General features: G+C 67.7%; 15 protein-coding genes. 7 read left to right on the forward strand and 8 right to left on the reverse strand.

The features are described 5' to 3' along the window. Positions 1–29 precede the first annotated feature (29 nt). Together ACS5NL_RS10095 and ACS5NL_RS10100 are read right to left on the reverse strand one after the other, a co-directional pair. Positions 30–2,312 carry a RelA/SpoT family protein gene (locus tag ACS5NL_RS10095; protein ID WP_439353630.1) on the reverse strand — a complete coding sequence of 761 codons (2,283 nt, stop codon included), beginning with the start codon at positions 2,310–2,312 and terminating at the stop codon, positions 30–32. 15 nt (positions 2,313–2,327) lie between these two features. Further along, positions 2,328–3,293: an alpha/beta fold hydrolase gene (locus ACS5NL_RS10100; protein ID WP_439353632.1), complete on the reverse strand. Its 966-nt coding sequence runs from the start codon at positions 3,291–3,293 to the stop codon at positions 2,328–2,330. 37 nt (positions 3,294–3,330) lie between these two features. Here ACS5NL_RS10100 and ACS5NL_RS10105 point away from each other — a divergent pair, with 37 nt between their 5' ends. Then, positions 3,331–4,101, forward strand: coding sequence for a 3-hydroxybutyrate dehydrogenase (locus tag ACS5NL_RS10105; RefSeq protein ID WP_439353634.1), 771 nt, complete (start codon positions 3,331–3,333; stop codon positions 4,099–4,101). Positions 4,102–4,119: 18 nt separating this feature from the next. On the opposite strand, the gene ACS5NL_RS10110 is transcribed toward ACS5NL_RS10105, so the two are convergent. Next, complete coding sequence (locus tag ACS5NL_RS10110) at positions 4,120–4,854, reverse strand: SIMPL domain-containing protein (protein ID WP_439353636.1); 735 nt, start codon at positions 4,852–4,854, stop codon at positions 4,120–4,122. Positions 4,855–4,862: 8 nt separating this feature from the next. Then, a complete protein-coding gene (locus ACS5NL_RS10115) occupies positions 4,863–5,159 on the reverse strand; it encodes a hypothetical protein (RefSeq protein ID WP_439353637.1) in 297 nt (98 codons plus the stop codon). 169 nt (positions 5,160–5,328) lie between these two features. Between ACS5NL_RS10115 and ompR the strand changes: the two genes are divergently transcribed. Then, a complete protein-coding gene (ompR, locus tag ACS5NL_RS10120; RefSeq protein ID WP_411364218.1) occupies positions 5,329–6,060 on the forward strand; it encodes an osmolarity response regulator transcription factor OmpR in 732 nt (243 codons plus the stop codon). Beyond that, positions 6,060–7,475, forward strand: a complete 1,416-nt coding sequence (locus ACS5NL_RS10125; protein WP_439353640.1) for a sensor histidine kinase family protein — start codon at positions 6,060–6,062, stop codon at positions 7,473–7,475. Before ompR ends, ACS5NL_RS10125 begins: the two co-directional genes overlap by 1 nt. Before the next feature lie 35 nt (positions 7,476–7,510). Here the strand turns inward: ACS5NL_RS10125 and ispF are convergent, their stop codons facing one another. Both ispF and ispD read right to left on the reverse strand, forming a co-directional pair. After that, positions 7,511–7,990 carry a 2-C-methyl-D-erythritol 2,4-cyclodiphosphate synthase gene (gene ispF, locus ACS5NL_RS10130; protein WP_439353862.1) on the reverse strand — a complete coding sequence of 160 codons (480 nt, stop codon included), beginning with the start codon at positions 7,988–7,990 and terminating at the stop codon, positions 7,511–7,513. Positions 7,991–8,007: 17 nt separating this feature from the next. Further along, on the reverse strand, positions 8,008–8,721 hold the full coding sequence (gene ispD, locus ACS5NL_RS10135; RefSeq protein WP_439353642.1) for a 2-C-methyl-D-erythritol 4-phosphate cytidylyltransferase: 714 nt from the start codon (positions 8,719–8,721) through the stop codon (positions 8,008–8,010). A gap of 81 nt (positions 8,722–8,802) precedes the next feature. Between ispD and mfd the strand changes: the two genes are divergently transcribed. The 3 genes from mfd (at position 8,803) to serB (ending at position 13,685) form a co-directional block, all read left to right on the forward strand. Continuing rightward, positions 8,803–12,288 carry a transcription-repair coupling factor gene (gene mfd / locus ACS5NL_RS10140; protein WP_439353644.1) on the forward strand — a complete coding sequence of 1,162 codons (3,486 nt, stop codon included), beginning with the start codon at positions 8,803–8,805 and terminating at the stop codon, positions 12,286–12,288. Positions 12,289–12,421: 133 nt separating this feature from the next. Then, positions 12,422–12,931, forward strand: coding sequence for a DUF4405 domain-containing protein (locus ACS5NL_RS10145; RefSeq protein ID WP_439353646.1), 510 nt, complete (start codon positions 12,422–12,424; stop codon positions 12,929–12,931). A 37-nt stretch (positions 12,932–12,968) separates the two neighbouring features. After that, complete coding sequence (gene serB / locus ACS5NL_RS10150) at positions 12,969–13,685, forward strand: phosphoserine phosphatase SerB (RefSeq protein ID WP_439353649.1); 717 nt, start codon at positions 12,969–12,971, stop codon at positions 13,683–13,685. Between the two features lie 12 nt (positions 13,686–13,697). Here serB and ACS5NL_RS10155 read toward each other — a convergent pair whose 3' ends face one another. Next, positions 13,698–15,068, reverse strand: coding sequence for a TrpB-like pyridoxal phosphate-dependent enzyme (locus tag ACS5NL_RS10155; RefSeq protein WP_439353650.1), 1,371 nt, complete (start codon positions 15,066–15,068; stop codon positions 13,698–13,700). A gap of 142 nt (positions 15,069–15,210) precedes the next feature. Between ACS5NL_RS10155 and ACS5NL_RS10160 the strand changes: the two genes are divergently transcribed. Then, positions 15,211–16,257, forward strand: coding sequence for an AraC family transcriptional regulator (locus tag ACS5NL_RS10160; RefSeq protein ID WP_439353651.1), 1,047 nt, complete (start codon positions 15,211–15,213; stop codon positions 16,255–16,257). A gap of 115 nt (positions 16,258–16,372) precedes the next feature. On the opposite strand, the gene ACS5NL_RS10165 is transcribed toward ACS5NL_RS10160, so the two are convergent. After that, on the reverse strand, positions 16,373–16,711 hold the full coding sequence (locus ACS5NL_RS10165; RefSeq protein ID WP_439353654.1) for a hypothetical protein: 339 nt from the start codon (positions 16,709–16,711) through the stop codon (positions 16,373–16,375). Between the last annotated feature and the right edge of the window lie 110 nt (positions 16,712–16,821).

The raw sequence follows: 16,821 nt of genomic DNA on the forward strand, positions 1-16,821 counted from the left end.
TTCTGAGCGATTTTTCGAATTGCTCCGGATCATTTGCGTCGCACCATGCGAACGCCGGCCACATCACCGACCACCGACATGGCCCGGGACACCTGGCGCGCATCGGTGACCTCGATGGTGAAGGTCATCCAGGCGATGCCCTTGACCGACTGGGTCTGCACGCCGATCACATTCATCTTCTCGCGCGCAAAAACGTCCGAGATGTCGCGCAGCAAGCCCTGGCGGTCGTTGGCCTCGACGGCGACGTCGACCGGATACACCGCGGCCCCACCGTCCCTCACGCCGGAAACAGCCCCACCCCATTGCACCTCGATCACCCGATCGGGGTTGGAGCGCTGCAGGTGGGCGAAATCGCTGCAATCGCTGCGGTGGATGCTGACGCCCTTGCCGCGGGTGACAAAGCCGCGAATGTCGTCCGGGGGCGCGGGCTTGCAGCATTTGGCCAGCTGGGTCATGAGCGAGTCGACGCCCACCACCAGCACGCCGCCGCTGGACCCTCCACGGGCCGGGCGTGGCTTCTTCATCCACGGCGGCACATCGTCGACCACCGGCTGCTCGCCGGGCCGCAGATGAACTTCCAGCGCACGCAGGGACAGTTCGTCCTTGCCCACCTGTTCGAACAGTTCTTGCGCCGAGGACAGGCCAACCATGCTGGCCAGCTCCTCGAACCGCACCGCCGTGCGCCCCTCGCGCTGCAACAGCCGTTCGACCGCTTCGCGCCCGCGCGCCACGGTCTCCTCCATCGCCAGCTGGTTGAACCAGGCGCGCACCTTGCTCTTGGCGCGGTGCCCGACCAGATACCCCAGCTCGGCGTTGAGCCAGTCGCGCGACGGGCCGCCCTCTTTCGCCGCGATGATCTCCACCGTCTGGCCGTTCTGCAACGGAGTGTTCAGCGGCACCATGGCACCGTCGACCCGCGCACCGCGGCAGCGGTGTCCCAGGTTGGTGTGCACCGAATAGGCAAAGTCCACCGGCGTCGCACCTTGCTGCAATTCCACTATGGCCGCGTCGGGCGTCAGCACATAGATGCGGTCGTCGAACAGACCCTTGGACGGGCCACTGAGGTCGCGCTCCCAGGCCAGCAGCTGGCGCAGCACCGCAATCTTCGCGTCGTACTCCGAACTCGCCGACACGCCCGCATAACCCTTGGTACCCGCCTCCTTGTAGGCCCAGTGCGCCGCCACACCATGCTCGGCATGGTCGTGCATCTCCTGCGAACGGATCTGGATCTCGAACGCACGGCCCTGGTCGTCACGCACCACGGTGTGCAGCGACTGGTAGCCATTGGGTTTGGGCTTGCCAATGTAGTCGTCGAACTCCTCGGGCACCGGCGTGAACTGGGCATGCACCAGCGCCAGCACGCTGTAGCAGTCGTCCTTGTCCGGCACCACCACGCGCAGGGCCCGGATGTCGAACACGCGGCTGAAATCCAGCGACTTGCCGCGCATCTTCTTGATGATGCTGTAGATGTGCTTGGGCCGGCCTTGTACCGAAGCCCGGATGCCATGCGCCTGAAGGTCCGTCTCCAGCTGCTGGCGCACCTGCTCGATGTGGGCCTCGCGCTCGGCACGCTTCTCGTCCAGCAGCCGCGCCACCTGCTTGTAGGTCTGCGGCTCCAGGAAACGGAATGCGAGGTCTTCCATCTCCCACTTGATCTGCCAGATGCCCAGCCGGTTGGCCAACGGCGCGAAGACATGCAGGGACTCGCTGGCCAGCGCAGCACCCGGATCGCCCTTGCAGGCCGCGAAATAGCGCAGCGTCTGCAAGCGCGAGGCCAGCCGCAGCATCACGACGCGCAGATCGCGAGAAAACGCCAGCAGCATCTTGCGCACGTTCTCGGTCTGGCTGGCCGCCAGTTCCGACACCGCCGTTTTGCCAGGCGATGCCACGGGCAGAGCCGCCTCCAGTGCCGCCTGGCGCTCTTCGGTTTTCTTGGCCTGGGCCTCGGCCGACTTGATGCGGGCCTGCCGCTGCAGTTGCACCAGCTTGGTGGTCTCCATCGCCAGCGCCGCGAAGTTGTCGCCAAAGGCCTTGGCGATCACCTCCTGTGGGCGGTTCAGGTGCTGGCAGGCATAGACCAGATAGGCCGCTGCCTGCATGGCCTCGGAACCACCGATGTCGCGCAGCACCGCTGCCACCGCGTCGGCGTGCTCCAGGATGTTCTCACCGGTGTCCAGTTGCTCGCAGGCCAGCAGTGGCTCGGCAAATGCGCGCGCACGCGCCAGCGCCTGGGCTTCCTGTGGCAGGCTGTCGGAGGTGGCGGCAACGATGGCCGCCTTCGGCGCGGAGGGCGCTGGGGTCGGATACTGCATGACCGTGTGGCGTCCTCAGGCGGCTGTCAGGAAATCACGGACACAGGCCACCTGATCGTCCGCCACCAGCGTCGGCGCGTGCCCCACCCCGGCAAACTCGACACAGCGCGCGCCGGGGCCACGTTCGCCCATGCTGCGCGCCGTCTCGCGGCTGAGCAGGTCGGAATCGCCACCGCGCAACAACAGGGTCCTGGCGGAGATGGTGTCGTACAAGCCCCAGAGAAAAGCTTCGCCGTCGGCCACCGACTTGCGGGCCGCAGCCTGGTCTGCACTGTCCGTGAGCGCCCGCACAGGCACCGCGATGGACGGGTCGTAATGCAGCCACCAGCGTCCGTCCCGCTCCCGCAACATCGGCCGGGTCAGCGCCATCCACTGGTCGTCAGTGTGCGGCCCGAAACCGGTCGAAATGGAGCGCAGGTAATCGGCCGCCTCCTGCTCGCTCGCAAACGAGGGGTTGCGGCCGAGGTAGCTGCCGATGCGGCACAAAGCCTCCCACTGGATCACCGGCCCGACATCGTTGAGCACCAGGCGACGGATGCCGATCTGCGGCTGCGCCGCCAGCACCAGCCCGATCAGACCCCCCATGCTGGTCCCGACCCAGTCGACCCTCAGCTCGGGGTCCACGGACCGCAGGCTGGCGATCAACTGCGCCATGTCCGCGGCATAGGTACCCACCTGATAGGCCATCGGATCGGCCAGCCAGTCGCTGTTGCCACGACCAGCCACATCCACCGCGATCACACGTGAATGGGCACCCAGTGCCGTCGCCAGCACGTCAAAATCCCGCCCCTGACGGGACAGGCCGTGCACGCAGATCACCACACGGCGAGGGTCGGCGCCCTGCTGGCCCGGCCAGTCCCAATATGCCAGGCGCCGGGGTTGGCCGGAGGCGGCCACAGCGCCGCCGACTTCAAGGAAACGCTGCGCTGGCGGCTGGCTGGAACCGTACATCCCAAGGGACTCCGTGATAATGGTTTGCATGTTGTTCAACCAATCGTAATGGAACTGGAGATCCCCCATGCTCGCGAACAAAACCGCTCTCGTCACCGGCTCCACCAGCGGCATCGGCCTGGGCATTGCCAAGGCACTCGCCCGCCAGGGCGCCAACATCGTGCTCAACGGTTTCGGTGACGCCGAAGCGCCCAAGGCCGAGATCGCGGCGCTGGGCGTGAAGGTCGCTTACCACGGCGCGGACATGAGCAAGCCGGCCGAGATCGAGGACATGATGAAGTTCGCCGCCGCGCAGTTTGGCCGCGTCGACATCCTCGTGAACAACGCCGGCATCCAGCACGTCGCCCGCGTCGAGGATTTCCCGGTCGAGAAGTGGGACGCAATCCTGGCCATCAACCTCTCCAGCGCCTTCCACGCCACGCGCCTGGCCCTGCCAGCCATGCGCGCCGCCGACTGGGGACGCATCATCAACGTGGCCTCGGTGCATGGCCTGGTGGCCTCGGCAGAGAAGTCGGCCTACGTCGCCGCCAAGCATGGCGTAGTGGGCCTGACCAAGGTGACGGCCCTGGAAAACGCCACCACGGGAGTGACCTGCAACGCCATCTGCCCGGGCTGGGTGCTGACACCGCTGGTGCAGAAGCAGGTCGACGCCAAGGCCGCCGCACAGGGTCTTTCCAATGAAGACGCCAAGAAGCTGCTGCTGGGGGAAAAGGAGCCGTCGATGCAGTTCACCACGCCCGAAGAACTGGGCGAACTGGCGGTGTTCTTCTGCTCGCCCGCGGGCGCCAACGTGCGTGGCGTGGCCTGGAACATGGACGGCGGCTGGACCGCCCAGTAAACCGCCGAGCAACAGACCTCAGCGCAGCTGGACCGAGCCGGAGACCGTGACCGTCACCTGGCTCTTGCCTGCTTCGACCGGCAGTGGCGCATCGGATGCGACGGACGCGGCCATCGGTGCCTGCTGAAATCGCGCATACACCGGCCGGTCGCCCTGACCGGCCGAACTCACCGACACCTCACGCAGGGTGTATCCGGCAAAACCAAACCCCTTGGCCACTTCCGTGGCCTTGGCCTTGAAGCGCTCGATCGCCATCGATTGCGCGTCGGATTCGAGCTTCTGCTGGGTTTCGCGCGAGAGCGAAAACGCCACGTTGCCGATGCCCATGGACGTGGCCTTGCCGGCGGTGCTGCTGATGCGCAGGAAATCGCGGCCTTCCAGAATCAGCTCTGCGGTGCCCTGCCAGCCAGCGATCTTGCCGTTGCTGCCATGGCGCGGGTAGACGCCAAAGGAGCCGGTCCGCACTTCCAGCTGCTTGGCCGCGACCTGCGGCTTGACCATTGCCAGGGCCGCATCGACCGCCTGACGCAACTGGGTCTGCACCAGCGCCGCGTCGCCGCCATCGCGCGACACCGTCAGCGTCATCGTCAGCCAGTCCTGAGGCACGTCGAGCTGCCCGCTGGCCGAGATGATCACCACATTGGCTGGTTGTTCGGGTTTGGCCGCCTGTGCCCGAGCCGCCCCGGCCAGCAACACGCCGGACAGGACCACAGCCAGACCGCGGCCCACGGGCGACGTGGCCGCCTTGAACATGCAAGAACTCATTTTTCGCGGGAAGCTTCGGTGGTGGTCTGGCCACGCAGCTGCTCCCGCAACCGCTGGCGCTCCTCGGGGCTGAGGCGGTAGGGCTTGCCCAGCGCTTCACCCTCGCTCATCGGCTGGCGCAAGGCGTCACGCAGGCGTGGCGCAGCAGGCCGCCCGTCCCCGGCGTCGGTGGGCGAAGCCGTCACGGGCACCACCACCAGCGTATGGACCGGCTGTTCGCGCTGCTCCAGCGCCACCGCGCACAGCGGGACGCCCAGCAAGGCGGCGGCAAAGGGAATTCGGAGGTGGGTCATGAATCCGGCAAATCAGAGCAATGGAAAGGATTCTGGGCGGGCACATGGTAACGGTGTGGGTGCCCCGGGCAACATTTGTAACTGCGTGTCAAAAAATCAAAAATCTAGCCCTGACAAGCACTTGGCGCTGACACAATCGGCTTTGTTACATTTACCGGGAGTTGCTTCCATGCCACAAAACGCCACCCGCCCCAACAAGATCCTGGTTGTTGACGACGATGTCCGCATCCGCGACCTGCTGCGCCGTTACCTGATGCAGGAGGGTTTCGAGGTCATGCTGGCCGAAGACGGCAAGGCGCTGAACCGGGTGCTGCAGCGCGAAGCGGTGGACCTGATCGTGCTGGACCTGATGATGCCGGGCGAGGACGGCCTGTCGATCTGCCGGCGCCTGCGTGCCAACGGCGACCGCACGCCGATCATCATGCTGACCGCCAAGAGCGAGGACGTGGACCGCATCGTGGGTCTGGAGGTCGGCGCCGACGACTACCTGGGCAAACCATTCAACCCGCGTGAATTGCTGGCCCGCGTGCACGCCGTGCTGCGCCGCCGCCCGCCCGCCGAGGTGCCGGGTGCGCCCTCGCAGGACGCCGAGGTGGTCAATTTCGGCCCGTTCGAGTTCGACCTGAGCCTGCGCACGCTGCGCAAGGACGGCGCCGACCTGCCGCTGACCACCGGTGAATTCGCCATGCTCAAGGCGCTGGTGCGCCACCCGCGCCAGCCGCTGTCGCGCGAGAAGCTGGCCCAGCTGGCGCGCGGTCGCGAGTTCGAGCCGTTCGACCGCAGCCTGGACGTGCAGGTCTCGCGCCTGCGCAAGCTGATTGAAGAAGATGCGGCCTCGCCCCGTTACCTGCAGACCGTCTGGGGGGTGGGCTACGTGTTTGTGCCGGACGGCAACGCCTGATGATCGACGAATCGCGGGTCCCGAGCTTCGAGACCGAGCCTGCCGCGCTGGAGACGCTCCCGGCCCCGCTGGATTCCCGGCGGCCCAGGGAAGTCAGCCTGTTCTGGCGGACTTTCTTTCTGCTGGGGCTGCTGCTGCTCGGTTGCATCGTGGCCTGGCTGCAGACCTTCCGGGCCCTGGAGTTCGAACCCCGCACGCTGCAGAGCGCGCAGCAGCTGGCCTCGCTGGTCAACCTGAGCCGGGCAGCGCTGGTGCACTCGGACTCGATCGCCCGCGTCTCGCTGGTCAAGACCATGGCCGACGAGGAAAAGGTGCGCATCGCGCCACGCGAGCCCGGCGACAAGTTCCGGCTGTACGACACCGACCCGCTCAGCCGCACGGTCAGTGCCCAGCTGAGCGCGCGGCTCGGACCGGACACGGTGGTGGCGCGCGAAGTCAATGGCAAACCCGGCCTGTGGATCGGCTTCTCGATCGACGGCGACCCGTACTGGCTGCAGGCCGACCCGTCGCGGGTGGAGCTGGTCACCGGCACGACCTGGATGATCTGGCTGAGCACCGCGGCGGTGCTGTCGCTGATGGGCGCCGCGCTGATCGCCCGCCTGATCAACCGGCCGCTGCAGAAGCTCTCGTTCGCGGCCAGCCGGGTGCGCGAAGGCGACTTCACCTCCAGCCGGCTCAACGAAGCCGTCGCCACCAGCGAGATCCGCCAGGTCAACATCGGCTTCAACCGCATGGCGCAGCGCCTGTCCAAGATCGAACAGGACCGCGCCCTGATGCTCGCCGGCATCTCGCACGACCTGCGCACCCCGCTGGCACGGCTGCGGCTGGAGACCGAGATGAGCGTGGCGGACCGCGAGGCGCGGGAGCACATGTCGGCCGACATCGAGCAGGTCAACGCGATCATCGACAAGTTCCTCGACTACGCGCGGCCGGACCACATCGAGAAGCACCTGGTCAACCTCAACGAGGTGATCGAGGCCGCGGTGTTCTCCCTGGGCAATCCGCCGGACGTCGCCGTGAAGACCAGCATCCCGCCAGAGACCCTGGTCATGGGTGACGCGGTCGAGCTCAACCGGGTGTTCTCCAACCTGCTGCAGAACGCGGTGCGCTACGGCCGCAGCCCGGTGACCGGCGTGACCGAAATCGACATCGGCGCCAAGACCAAGGAGAACTGGGTGCTGGTGAAGCTGAGGGACCATGGGCCGGGCGTGAACCCGGACATGCTGGCGCAGCTGACGCAGCCGTTTTTCCGGGGTGACGCCTCGCGCACCGCCGCCACCGGCACTGGCCTGGGTCTGGCGATCGTCGAGCGCGCGATTGCCCGCATGGGCGGCCGTTTCGCGCTGGCCAACAGCAGCTCGGGCGGTCTGGCCGCCCACATCAAGCTGCCGGTCGGCGAAAGCGAAAAGAAGTAACGACCCTCACTCCGCCGGGGCGTGGGTCACCTGTTTCAGCGGCGCACCAGCAGTGCGACCGCCCTCGCCTCGATCGACAGCCCCTGCCCCACCGGGCCGAGCTTCTCGGCGGTCTTGGCTTTCACGTTGACACAGCCCACCGGCACGCCTAGCGCCTGCGCGATGCGTTCGCACATGCCCGGGATGTGCGGGCCCAGCTTGGGCGCCTGTGCGACCACCGTGCTGTCGACGTTGCCGATCTCGAACCCCGCCTCGCGCACGCGGCGTGCGACTTCGGTCAGCAGCACCACCGAATCGGAGCCCTTGAAGCGCGGATCGGTGTCGGGAAAGTGCCGGCCGATGTCGCCCAGTGCGGCCGCGCCGAGCAGCGCGTCGGTGATCGCGTGCAGCAGCACGTCGGCGTCCGAATGGCCCAGCAGGCCGGTGCTGTGCGGAATCGTGACGCCACCAATGATCAGCGGCCGGCCCGGCACGAGAGCGTGGACGTCCCAGCCTTCACCGATGCGAAAAGGAATGTGGTTCATGGCGGTGGTCAGGTGCGGCTGGCCAGGATGGCTTCGGCCAGCGCAAAGTCTTCGGGATAGGTGACCTTGAAGTTCTGGGCACTGCCGGGCACCAGCAGCGGCCGGTGCCCTGCCATCTCCATCGCGCTGGCCTCGTCGGTCACGCCGGCAAAGCCGCTGGCCTGTTGCGCCGCCAGCGCGCTGCGCAACAGGCCCAGGCGGAACATCTGCGGCGTCTGCGCCAGCCATTTGTCCGAGCGGTCGACGGTCGCCGACACACGTCCGTCGCGCTCCGTCTTGAGCGTGTCGGGCAGCTTGAGCGCCAGCAGGCCGCCGACCGGATCGTTCCAGCAGGCGTCGATCAGCGCGCCAATCTGTGCCGGCGTGACCAGGCAACGCGCCGCGTCGTGCACCAGCACCCAGTCGCTGTCCGCCGCGCCACGCGCCTTCAGTGCCTCCAGCCCGTTGAACACGCTGTGCGCCCGGGTCGCGCCGCCGCATTGCGCCAGCAGCAGTTCGGGATAGTCGACGGTCAGGAAACGGTCTTCGGGCGCCACCACCAGCAGGGTCTGCGCAATGCGCGGGACCTCGTTGAAGGCGGCGAGCGTGTGCAGCACCATCGGCAGGCCCGCCACCGTCTGGTACTGCTTGGGGCCAGCCGTGCCGGCGCGCGAGCCCGTGCCGGCACACGGCAGCAGGGCATGGCATCGAGCAGGCACGGGAATGTCGGAAGAATCGTTCATGGTTCGAGGGGCATTCTAGAATCCCGGGCAGCACCCCCCTGCCACCGCGGCCGGGGGGTTTCGCCATTTCTGCCCGAATCCATGGACCTGCCCAAGCTCACCCCCGGCAAACGCTTCCAACTGCCCCGACCGGCCGGCGCCGCCGACGCCTTGCTGCTGGCCCAGCTGGCGCAGCGGGAAAAGGCCGCCGGACGGCCGACCGCCATCGTCACCGCCGACGCGACGGACGCACAGCGGCTGATGGACGAAATGGCGTTCTTCGCGCCCAACCTGCGCTGCGCCCTGTTCCCCGACTGGGAAACGCTGCCCTACGACAGCTTCTCGCCGCACCAGGACCTGATCTCCGAACGCCTTGCCACGCTCTGGCGCATCCAGCAACAGGACAAGGACACCGGCGCCGACGTGGTGCTGGTGCCGGCCACGACCGCGCTGTACCGGCTGGCGCCGCCGTCGTTCCTCGCGGGCTATACCTTCCAGTTCAAGGTCAAGCAGAAACTGGACGAAGCCAGACTCAAAGGGCAGCTCACGCTGGCGGGCTACAACCACGTGAGCCAGGTCGTGAGCCCCGGCGAATACGCGGTGCGCGGTGGCCTGATCGACCTGTTTCCCATGGGCTCGCAGGTGCCCTACCGCGTCGACCTGTTCGACGACGAGATCGACAGCATCCGCACCTTCGACCCCGACAGCCAGCGCAGCCTCTACCCGGTGCCCGAGGTGCGGCTGCTGCCCGGCCGCGAATTCCCGATGGACGAGCCGGCGCGCGCGCGCTTCCGCAGCCGCTGGCGCGAGCTGCTCGAAGGCGATCCGACCAAGAGCCGCATCTACAAGGACATGGGCAACGGCGTCGCCACCGCCGGCATCGAGTACTACCTGCCGCTGTTCTTCGAAGAGACCGCCACCGTCTTCGACTACCTCGGCGAGCAGGCCACGGTGGTGCTGCACGGCGACCTGGAGCCGTCCTTCCAGCGCTTCTGGCAGGACACGCAGGACCGCTACCGCATCGTGCGCAACGACCCGGACCGGCCGGCCCTGCCGCCCGAGAGCCTGTTCCTGTCGATCGAGCAGTTCTACGCGCTGTCCAACCGCCACGCCCAGCTCGCGATCCGTCCGGCCGTCGAGGACATCGCCGACAACGCCTTCGCCCAGAAGCTGCCCGACCTCACCGCCGTGCGCGGCGCCGAAGACCCGCTGTCCCGGCTGCAGGCCCACGTGGCGGCATCGCCGCACCGCGTGCTGCTGCTGGCCGAGAGCGACGGCCGGCGCGAGAGCCTGCTGGACTTCATCCGCGCCAGCGGCCTGAACCCACCGGCCTTCGACTCCCTGGACGAGTTCCGCGGCAGCGACGAGAAGATCGGCATCGCCACCTCGGGCCTGACCGTGGGCTTTGCCTGGCAGGAAGCGGGCATCGACTTCGTCACCGAGACCGAGCTCTTCGCCGCCGGCCCGACCACGCGCCGGCGCAAGAAGCAGGAACAGGTCAGCGACGTCGACGCGCTGATCAAGGACCTCTCCGAACTCAACGTGGGCGACCCGGTCGTGCACAGCGCCCACGGCATCGGCCGCTACCGCGGTCTCGTCAACCTGGACATGGGCGACAAGAACCCCGATGGCACGCCCGCGCTGCAGGAATTCCTGCACCTCGAATACGCCGACAAGGCGGTGCTCTACGTGCCGGTGAGCCAGCTCAGCCTGATCGGCCGCTACACCGGCGTCAGTGCCGACGAGGCGCCGCTGCACAAGCTCGGCAGCGGCCAGTGGGAAAAGGCCAAGCGCCGCGCGGCCGAACAGGTGCGCGACGCCGCGGCCGAGCTGCTGAACATCTACGCCCGCCGCGCCGCGCGCCAGGGCCACGCCTTCCGCTTCAGCGCGCAGGACTACGAGATCTTCGCCAACGACTTCGGCTTCGAAGAAACCGCCGACCAGAAGGCCGCGATCCACGCCGTGATCCAGGACATGATCAGCCCGCAGCCCATGGACCGCCTGGTCTGCGGCGACGTGGGTTTCGGCAAGACCGAGGTCGCGCTGCGAGCCGCCTTCGTCGCCATCACCGGCGGCAAGCAGGTCGCCTTCCTCGCCCCCACCACGCTGCTGGCCGAGCAGCACTACCAGACCCTGGTGGACCGCTTCGCCAAGTGGCCGGTGAAGGTGGCGGAGATGAGCCGCTTCCGCTCGCAGAAGGAAATCACCGCCGCGATGAAGGGCATCAACGACGGCAGCGTGGACATCGTGGTCGGCACGCACAAGCTGCTGTCGGAGAAGACGCAGTTCAAGAACCTGGGCCTGCTCATCATCGACGAGGAACACCGCTTCGGGGTGCGCCACAAGGAGGCGATGAAGCAGCTGCGCGCCGAGGTGGACGTGCTCACGCTGACCGCGACGCCGATCCCGCGCACGCTGGGCATGGCGCTCGAAGGCCTTCGCGACCTGAGCGTGATCGCGACCGCGCCGCAGCGCCGGCTGGCCATCAAGACCTTTGTGCGCAACGAGGGCAACGGTGTGATCCGCGAGGCGGTGCTGCGCGAGCTCAAGCGCGGCGGCCAGGTCTACTTCCTGCACAACGAGGTCGAGACAATCGAGAACCGCAAGCAGAAGCTGGAAGAAATCCTGCCTGAGGCGCGCATCGCCATCGCGCACGGCCAGATGCCCGAGCGCGACCTGGAGCGGGTCATGCGCGACTTCGTGGCCCAGCGCTACAACCTGCTGCTGTGCTCGACCATCATCGAGACCGGTATCGACGTGCCCACGGCCAACACCATCGTGATGAGCCGCGCCGACAAGTTCGGCCTGGCGCAGTTGCACCAGCTGCGCGGCCGCGTGGGCCGCAGCCACCACCAGGCCTACGCCTACCTGCTGGTGCCCGAGATCGAGGGCCTGACCAAGCAGGCGGCCCAGCGGCTGGACGCGATTCAGCAAATGGAAGAACTCGGCAGTGGCTTCTACCTCGCCATGCACGACCTGGAGATCCGCGGCGCCGGCGAGGTGCTGGGCGAGAACCAGAGCGGCAACATGCTCGAAGTGGGCTTCCAGCTTTACAACGAGATGCTGAGCGAGGCGGTGAGTGCGCTCAAGGCCGGGCGCGAGCCAGACCTGCTCTCGCCGCTCTCCGTGACCACCGACATCAACCTGCACGCGCCCGCCCTGCTGCCCAATGACTACTGCGGCGACGTGCACCTGCGCCTGTCGTTCTACAAGAAGCTGGCGACTGCCAAGACCACCGACCAAGTGGACGGCCTGCTCGAAGAAATCGTCGACCGCTTCGGCAAGCTGCCGGCGCAGACGCAGACGCTGATCGACGTGCACCGTCTCCGTGTGCTGTCGGCGCCCTACGGCGTGGTCAAGGTCGACGCGGCGCCGGGCGTGGTCAACATCACCTTCCGGCCCAACCCGCCGATCGAGCCGATGCGCATCATCGAGTTGATCCAGAAAAACAAGCACATCAAGCTGGCCGGCAACGAGAAACTGCGCATCGAACGCGCCCTGCCCGAGGTAAAAGACCGGGTGCAACTGGTGCGCGACGTGCTGCGTTCGCTGGGCCATCCGCTGAAGGCCGACGCGAAGGCCGCCTGACCCTGGTCCCGGCCTTGACCCACATCAAAAACGGGAGCACCCGGAGCACATGTTCACCCGGCGTTCATACAGTGACGATCAAACTTCAACACAGAAGCTTCAGCATCGAAGCCTTCAACTTGAAGGAAGAACAATGAACCTCTCCGCCCAACGCCCCTGGATCACCCCCGTCGTCATCGGCGCCTTTCTGCTCTCCGCCGTGACCGGCGTGCTGATGTTTTTCCACCTCGACTCGGGCCTGAACAAGACCGCCCACGAGTGGCTCAGCTGGGCCATGGTGATCGGCGTGACCCTGCATGTGCTGCTGAACATGCCGGCGTTCAAGCGCTACTTCAATCAGAACACCGGCCGCGCCATCGTCGGAGCGTTTGCCGTGGTGCTGGCGCTGAGCTTCATTCCCGCTGGCGGTGAAAGCGGTGGCGAGCCCGGCTTCGCACCGCCGGTACGCGCCCTGGCCAAGGCTCCGATCACCGTGCTGGCCCAGGTCGCCGGCACCAGCACCGACGACCTCAAGGCCAAGCTGCAGGCTCAGGGCCTGACCATCACCAGCGACCAGCAGTCGGTGGCCGACCTGGTGGGCAGTGACCTGCGCAAGCAGATCGGCACGATGTCCAAGGTGCTGCCCGCCGCGGCCAAGCCCTGACGGCGGGGGCCATCCCGGCTCCCGCGATAATTCCGAGATGACTTCTCCCACCGAATTCGCCCCGGGTCTCACGGTCCAGGGCATCACGCCGCCCCTGAACCTGCGCGATTTCAAGTTGATCGCGTTCGACATGGACTCCACGCTGATCAACATCGAATGCGTGGACGAGATCGCCGACGCCGCCGGCCGCAAGGCCGAGGTCGCGGCGATCACCGAAGCCGCCATGCGCGGCGAAATCACCGACTACAAGGACAGCCTGCGCCAGCGCGTCGCCCTGCTCAAGGGCGTGACCGAAGAGCACCTGGCCCAGGTCTACCGCTCGCGCCTGCGCCTGAACCCCGGCGCGGCCGAACTGGTGCTGGCCTGCAAGTCGGCTGGCCTGAAGGTGCTGCTGGTCAGCGGCGGTTTCACCTACTTCGCCGAGCGCCTGCGCGACCGGCTGGCGCTGGACTTCGCGCGCAGCAACCAGCTGGAGATCGTCGACGGCAAGCTCACCGGCCGCCTGCTCGACCAGAGCTGGGGCGACATCTGCGACGGCGCGATGAAGCGCGAGACCCTGCTGCGCACCTGCAGCCTGATCGGCTGTTCGCCGGCCCAGGCGATCGCCATGGGCGACGGCGCCAACGATCTGGAAATGATGGGTGTGGCCGGTCTCTCGGTGGCCTACCGCGCCAAGCCCAAGGTGCGCGCCCAGGCCAGGGTCGCGATCGACATGGGCGGGCTGGACCGCTTGCTCGAAGTGGTCCAGCCCTGACCTGCCGGCTGCTCAGGCCGGTTCCGGCACGCTGGGCAGCCCGGAGAGCGCCATCGCCAGTTCCTTCTCGTCGTAGGCATCGTCCGCCAGCTCACCGCTGAAGTACTTCTGGTACGCCGCCATGTCGAAGTGGCCGTGGCCCGACAGCGCGAACAGGATGGTTTCGCTCTTGCCTTCGCGCTTGCAGCGCAACGCTTCTTCGATGGCGGCCTTGACGGCGTGGTTGGCCTCGGGCGCTGGCACGATGCCCTCCGCGCGCGCAAAGGTCACACCGGCCTCGAAGCAGTGCTTCTGCGAGAAAGCCGCGGCCTCGATCAGGCCGAGGTCCTTGCAATGTGACACCAGCGGCGCCATGCCGTGGTAGCGCAGGCCGCCCGCGTGGGTGGCGGGCGGGGTGAAGGTGCTGCCCAGGGTGTGCATCTTGGTCAGCGGCGTCATGTGACCGGTGTCGCCGAAGTCGTAGGCGTATTTGCCGCGGGTCAGCGAGGGGCAGGACGAGGGCTCGGCCGCCAGGATGCGTGGCCGCTTGCCCCCGCGCAGCGCATGGCCGATGAACGGGAAGGCAATGCCCGCGAAGTTGGAGCCCCCGCCGGTGCAACCGATCACCGCGTCCGGCCAGGCGTCGGCCATCTGCATCTGCTCCATGGCTTCGAGGCCGATGATGGTCTGGTGCATCAGCACGTGGTTGAGCACCGAGCCCAGCGCGTACTTGGTGTCCTCGCGCTGCACGGCGAGTTCAACCGCTTCCGAGATCGCGATGCCCAGGCTGCCGGGATGGTCTGGGCGCTGGGCCAGCACGCTGCGGCCGTACTCGGTCTGGTTCGACGGCGAGGGCAGGCAGCGCGCGCCGTAGGTCTCCATGACGGCGCGGCGGTAGGGCTTCTGGTCGTAGGACACGCGCACCTGGAACACCAGCACCTCAAGGTCGAACAGCGAGCCCGCGAACGAGAGCGAGGTGCCCCACTGGCCGGCACCGGTCTCTGTGGTCAGGCGCTTGACGCCGGCCTGCTTGTTGTAGAAGGCCTGCGGGATCGCGGTGTTGGGTTTGTGGCTGCCGGCGGGGCTGACGCCTTCGTACTTGTAGAAGATCTTGGCTGGCGTGCCGAGCACCTTTTCCAGCCGGTGCGCACGGTACAGCGGCGCCGGGCGCCAGAGCCGGTAGATGTCACGCACCGGCTCGGGAATCTCGATCTCGCGCTCGGTGCTGACCTCCTGCAGGATCAGTTCCATCGGGAACAGCGGCGCCAGGTCGTCGGGGCCGATGGGCTGCAGCGTGCCGGGGTGCAACACGGCGGGCAGCGCCCTGGGCAGGTCGGCCTGGATGTTGTACCAGAACTTGGGCATCTGGCTTTCGTCGAGCAGGTACTTGGTCTGCAGGCTCATGGCGGGTCTCCTGAAAGATTGGGACAGGGTGCGGACAGCGGACCGGGCCATTCTGGAAGCGGCCCGCCGCCGCGACCATCCGCGAAACGAACGCGGGTATCCGATAAGTGAAAAACCCCGGGTAATCACTAACATGCGCCGCATGGCCCCCAGCCCCGCGCCCTCCCCCTCGGCCCTCTCCGCAGCCACGCCCGGCTGGCTGGACCGCCACGAGCCGCGCGGCGCACCCTGGGCGGCGCTGTCGGTGCTGGCCTCCGACGACCTCGACGAAACCCGCGAGCAGATCGCGCGCATCTACAAGCCGCACGACCTGTCGGTGGTCGGCGCCCGACAGCGCGTGCGCGCCCGCATGCACCACCGCGCACTCGGCCCCTCGGTCTCGCTCAACCGCCTCGCGCACGGTGCGGCGGTGCGCATCGACCCGGACCGGCTGGACGATTTTTTCCTGGTGCAGATGCCACTGGCCGGCGAGGCCGCGGTGTGGCACCAGAACGCGCGGCACAACTGTGCCGCGGGGCATGCCACGGTGATCTCGCCGCAGGACACGGTGCGCATGGAATGGTCGGGCAGTTGCGACCAGTTCATGCTGCGCATCGACCGCCAGCGGCTGATGCACGTGGCGGCGGCGATCAGCGGCCAGGAAACGGCCGCCGCCTTGCGACTGGCGCCGCAGCTGGACCTGCGCCGGGGTTCGGGCGCGCACTGGTGGCAGCTGATGCACTACCTGGCGGCCCTGCTGCAGCCCGGCGGAGACCACCCTTCATCCGGCCTGCACACGGCGATGCTGGAAGACCATGTGCTGGCCATGCTGCTGCGCGTGGCCTGGGCGCCGGCAACCGTGAGCCGCGCGCCGGCCTCGGCCACCCTGCCCAGGCTGCGGCAGCTGGAGGACCACATCGAGGCCCACCTGGACCAGCCGCTGACGGTCGCCGATCTGGCGCGGGCCATCCACAGCAGCGTGCGGCTGGTGCAGCAGCTGTTCGCCCGCGAACGCGGCACCACACCCATGGCGCACATCCGCCGGCTGCGGCTGGAGCGCGTGCGCCACGATCTCATGCACCCCGGCGCCGAGACCCGCGTGCTGCAGACGGCGGCCCGCTGGGGCTTCGACCACCCGGGCCGTTTCGCCGCCGCCTACCAGCAGGCCTACGGCGAAAGCCCGAGCACCACGCTGGCGCGGAGCCAGTGACCCGCGCCGCAGCGGCACGTGCAGGAAAGGGGCCAGCCGCCGGGCCGCCCCAAGGCAGGCCCAGCCCCCTCGGGGGGCAGCGACCCGCGCAGCGGTGGAGCGTGGGGGCTCCCGTTCAATTCCTGTGGTTGTGCTTCTTGCGGTAGATGTTGCGGCTTGCGCGGTCCTGCGCATGCTCCATGTGAACCGCTTCCTTGCCGGTCACCTTGCCGTCGGCCTCGACGCGGTCTTCCATGTTCGCAATGTGCGTCTGCTGGTGGCGCAGACGGCGCTGCTCGCGCGGGGTCAGCTGGCCGGATGCCGCGCCCTGGTCGATGCGTGCGTCCTGCCGCGCCTGGCGGTTGTCGACGCGTTGTGCCTGCAGTTCGGCGGGCGTGGCCGCCTGAGCGAGGGACGCGGCGCCGAGGCCCAGGGCGAAGGCGGTGACGGTCAGGGGTTTGAGCCAGAATGACATGAATGTTCCTTGAGTGGGGTGTGACAGACACGGAAGGTCCGTGTCCCTGTTGAACCCGGACCAGGACGCCCGCTTACGGGGCCGGGGTCAATAACCCACCGCCACCGTCG

Origin of the sequence: Hydrogenophaga sedimenti (assembly GCF_051857515.1) — a bacterium.
In the GTDB taxonomy this organism is placed as follows: Bacteria; Pseudomonadota; Gammaproteobacteria; order Burkholderiales; family Burkholderiaceae_C; genus Hydrogenophaga.

Coding starts and splice junctions, on each gene's coding strand:
- ACS5NL_RS10095 (WP_439353630.1), bottom strand. CDS start 2,312: ATGCAGTATCCGACCCCAGCGCCCTCCGCGCCGAAGGCGGCCATCGTT.
- ACS5NL_RS10100 (WP_439353632.1), bottom strand. CDS start 3,293: ATGCAAACCATTATCACGGAGTCCCTTGGGATGTACGGTTCCAGCCAG.
- ACS5NL_RS10105 (WP_439353634.1), top strand. CDS start 3,331: ATGCTCGCGAACAAAACCGCTCTCGTCACCGGCTCCACCAGCGGCATC.
- ACS5NL_RS10110 (WP_439353636.1), bottom strand. CDS start 4,854: ATGTTCAAGGCGGCCACGTCGCCCGTGGGCCGCGGTCTGGCTGTGGTC.
- ACS5NL_RS10115 (WP_439353637.1), bottom strand. CDS start 5,159: ATGACCCACCTCCGAATTCCCTTTGCCGCCGCCTTGCTGGGCGTCCCG.
- ompR (WP_411364218.1), top strand. CDS start 5,329: ATGCCACAAAACGCCACCCGCCCCAACAAGATCCTGGTTGTTGACGAC.
- ACS5NL_RS10125 (WP_439353640.1), top strand. CDS start 6,060: ATGATCGACGAATCGCGGGTCCCGAGCTTCGAGACCGAGCCTGCCGCG.
- ispD (WP_439353642.1), bottom strand. CDS start 8,721: ATGAACGATTCTTCCGACATTCCCGTGCCTGCTCGATGCCATGCCCTG.
- mfd (WP_439353644.1), top strand. CDS start 8,803: ATGGACCTGCCCAAGCTCACCCCCGGCAAACGCTTCCAACTGCCCCGA.
- ACS5NL_RS10145 (WP_439353646.1), top strand. CDS start 12,422: ATGAACCTCTCCGCCCAACGCCCCTGGATCACCCCCGTCGTCATCGGC.
- serB (WP_439353649.1), top strand. CDS start 12,969: ATGACTTCTCCCACCGAATTCGCCCCGGGTCTCACGGTCCAGGGCATC.
- ACS5NL_RS10155 (WP_439353650.1), bottom strand. CDS start 15,068: ATGAGCCTGCAGACCAAGTACCTGCTCGACGAAAGCCAGATGCCCAAG.
- ACS5NL_RS10160 (WP_439353651.1), top strand. CDS start 15,211: ATGGCCCCCAGCCCCGCGCCCTCCCCCTCGGCCCTCTCCGCAGCCACG.
- ACS5NL_RS10165 (WP_439353654.1), bottom strand. CDS start 16,711: ATGTCATTCTGGCTCAAACCCCTGACCGTCACCGCCTTCGCCCTGGGC.